Below are 3,482 nucleotides of genomic sequence, written 5' to 3'. Positions count from 1 at the left end.
CCCTGATCCAGTTGCCCTGATCCAGTTGTCCCGATCCAGCAACAGCACCATCAACCTCATGCAGACGGTGCCCACGCCACGAGCCAGTAGGCACAGGTCCGCCCCCTGGTTGTTTTTCGCTGTCGGTGGGTGCGGGGAGTGGCCGCGGTCGGGGTGGGTGTCGCGGTGACGATCGTTGCGGCTACCCTGCGTCTGGACTGTACGGGTTTGGGGGGTCGTGATGGCGGGTGCCGACGAGACCGCGGGGCCGGGGGCAGCCGGCCGGTCGGAGAACCCACCGCCGGTGCGGGTGTTCATCTCGTATGCGCATGAGTCGGAGGCGCATGCGGAGGCGGTGCGGGATCTGTGGGTGCTGCTGCGCCGGTTCGGGGTGGACGCCCGGCTGGATCGGCCGGCGGCGGAACAACGCCAGGACTGGCCGCTGTGGATGATCGAGCAGGTCCGTGAGGCGGATTTTGTGCTGGTGGTGGTGTCGCCGGCGTATCGGCGGCGGGCGGAGGGCCAGGCGGGCGCGGACGAGGGTCGTGGGGTGCAGTTCGAGGCGGCGTTGATCCGAGAGGCGCTGTACGCGCAGCGGGCGATCACGCTGGAGCGGGTGCTGCCGGTGGTGCTGCCGGGTATGTCCACCGCCGATATTCCGGTGTTCTTGCAGCCGACGGCGGCGACGAGCTATCCGGTGGGGGCGTTCACCCTGGCGGGGGTGGAGCGGCTGCTGCGGGTGCTGACCGGGCAGCCGGGCGAGACAGAACCCCCGGTGGGGCAGGTGCCGCCGCTGGGGGTGCGGGCGCCGGTGCTGTCGTCAGAGACAGGTGGGGCGCGGGTGGCGGGGCTGGTCCGGCCGGTGCGTCAGGACCTGACCGTCGAGGTGACGGTCACCGAGAGGCAGCTGAGATGCCGGACCGTGTTGGCCGGGACGGTGCTGGGGGAACGGTCCGGGCCGGTGCCGGTGGGGATGGACCGGGTGTGGGACGGGCTCGGTGGGGTCCCGCTGGTGGTGGAGGCGGGGCTGGCGGAGGAGGGGCGGCGGTTGTGCGCGGCGTTGTTCGACCCTGAGACGCTCGGTCGGATCGTCGACCTGGCGGATCATTCCCCGTGGGGGTCCTCGGTCGAGCTGGTGGTGGCCGCCGACGGTGCGGCGGCGGGCTGGCCGTTTGAGTTGCTCCGGCTGCCGGACGGGCGGGTGCTGGCGACCCTGCCTGCGGTGCGGCTGCGACGGCGGCTGCCCGGGGGCGGGCCTGCGGGGCAGGCGGGGACGGTGGGGCCGCTGCCGGGGCCGTTGAAGATCCTGGTGGCGGTGGCGGCACCGGCGGAGACCCGCACGGCCAGTCCTCCGCTGGATGGGGAAGCGGAGATGCAGGCCGTGTTGGACGCGGTCGGCCCGCTTGCGGGAGTCGACAGCGCCGCGCAGGTGCGGATTCTGGAGGTCGCCGGGCTGGTGCAGATTGAGCAGGCGCTGCGCGCCGATCAATATCATGTGCTGCATCTGTCCGCGCACGGCTCGGCGGAATCGGTGGAGCTGGAGGACGAGGACGGTAACCCGGTCACGGTCAAGGCCGGTGCGCTGGCGGGGGCGTTGCGGGCCGGGCGGCGTCCGCTGCCGCTGGTGGTGCTGTCGTCGTGCGCGGGGGCGGGGCGGGGGACCGAGGGGCTGGCCGCGACGCTGCTGCGGCTTGGGGCGGACCGGGTGCTGGCGATGCAGACCGCGGTGACCGATGGCTATGCCACCGCCTTGGCGGGCCGTTTCTACCGCAGCCTGGCAGGGGAGGTGGGGGCGACCCCGGCGGGGGCGTTGGCGGATGCCCGGCGGGGGTTGGAAACCGACCGGGTCGAGGCGTCCCGCCGCGGTGGTGCCGACGGTCGGATGCGGCCGGAGTACGGGATCGCGACGCTGCTGTCGGTTGGTGAGGATCCGCCGCTACTCGACCCGGCCGTCCCGACGGAGCTGCTGAGTAGGGCAACGACCGCGCCGACGGGTGGGTCGGTGCGGTCGTTGCGGATCGGGGAGCTGATCGGCCGACGGGCCGAGCTGCGCACGACCGTGGCGGTACTGCGGTTGGGGGAACGGGCCGGGGTGAAGCTGACCGGGGTGATGCTGACCGGGATCGGCGGGATCGGGAAGACCGCGATCGCCGGCCGGGTGCTGTCCCGGCTGGCCGATGAGGGCTGGCTGACCGCGGTCCACGGCGGGGCGTGGAACCCGCAGCGGCTGATCGGCGAGGTGGCGCAGGCGATCGCCGGCCGCCCGGAACTGGCCTCCGTGCACGCGGAGCTGGTGGATCGGCGGGTGGAAGACACTGCCAAGGTGGAGGCAGTCGGGCGGTTGTTGGCCCAGGCCCGGCTGCTGGTCGTGTTCGACGACTTCGAACAGAACCTCACGCCCGGCGGGGAACATTTCCTCGATCCGGGTTTCGCGGAAGTCTTCGATGGTTTGTGCGCGGCGGGCTGTGCCGGTCGGCTCCTGGTGACCTGCCGCTATCCGGTCCCCGATGCGGACAGCTATCTGCTCCCGGTGGGTGTGCCGGCGCTCAGCCCCGCCGAGTTGGGCCGGCTGTTGCTGCGGCTGGGTTCGTTGGCCGGGGTGAGCGCCGCTGACCGGCGGTTGCTCGCCGCGACGATCGGCGGGCATCCTCGGCTGATCGAGTTCGTGGACGCATTGCTGCGCGACGGTGCCCGCGGGCGCCTGCCCGAGGTGACCCGCAGGCTGCGGACGCTGGCCTCCGAGCAGCATGTTGATCTGACCGCCTCCCGGGATCTGCATCAGGCCGTCGCCGACGTGGTGCTGCTCGGGGCCCGTGACATCCTGCTGACCGCGCTTGTGGGTGTGCTCGACGGCGAACAGGAGGAGCTGCTGTTGCAGGCGGCAGTGTCCACCCTGCCGCTGACCGTCGAGGACCTGGCCCGCTGCCGGTGGGAGAGCGACCCGACCGACGCCCGGCGGGCCGTGGTGCGGCGGGCGTCGGCTCGGCTGGTGGATCTGACGCTGCTGGCCGCCGACGGCGGCCAGCAGGTCGTGCATCCGTGGGTCGCCGCCGCGTTGGAATCCCACCAGGGTGACGGGTTCACCGGGCGGCATCGGCGGGCTGAAGCGATGCGGCTACACCGGCTCCAGACCGGCCGGGGCGGGTTCGATGATTTCGTCGAGATTGCCCGTCATCAGGCCGCGACCGGCCGGCATGAGGAGCTGGTCGACTTCGCCGGCGGGGTCGCAGACCTGCTCGCCAGGCAGCTCGGTGAGCTGTCGGTCACCGCGTTTCTCGGCCAGGTCCTTCCCTTTCTGCCTCCCGCTATCCCCGGCTACCTGCCGTTGGCCGATCGGGAAACCGCAGCGCTGGTCAACATCGGGAAGATCAGTGCGGCTCGTGCACGGACCCACACGCTCCTTGCGTTCACCCGCTCCCGCGCCGAGGCCGACCCGACCAACGCCGGGGCCCAACGCGACCTGTCCGTCTTCCACAACAAGCTCGGGGATGTGGCACGGGCGG

The 3,482-nt window shown here is 72.1% G+C and carries 1 protein-coding gene; it reads left to right on the top strand.

Translation table 11 applies throughout. The features are described 5' to 3' along the window. Positions 1–220 precede the first annotated feature (220 nt). Positions 221–3,482 (top strand): CHAT domain-containing protein (locus U9977_RS21010; RefSeq protein ID WP_322751003.1); only part of this gene is annotated, 3,262 nt, incomplete at its 3' end.

The organism is Protofrankia sp. Cas8 (genome assembly GCF_963555845.1).
Lineage (GTDB): Bacteria > Actinomycetota > Actinomycetes > Frankiales > Frankiaceae > Protofrankia.
This window is presented reverse-complemented; position numbering and strand designations above follow the sequence as displayed.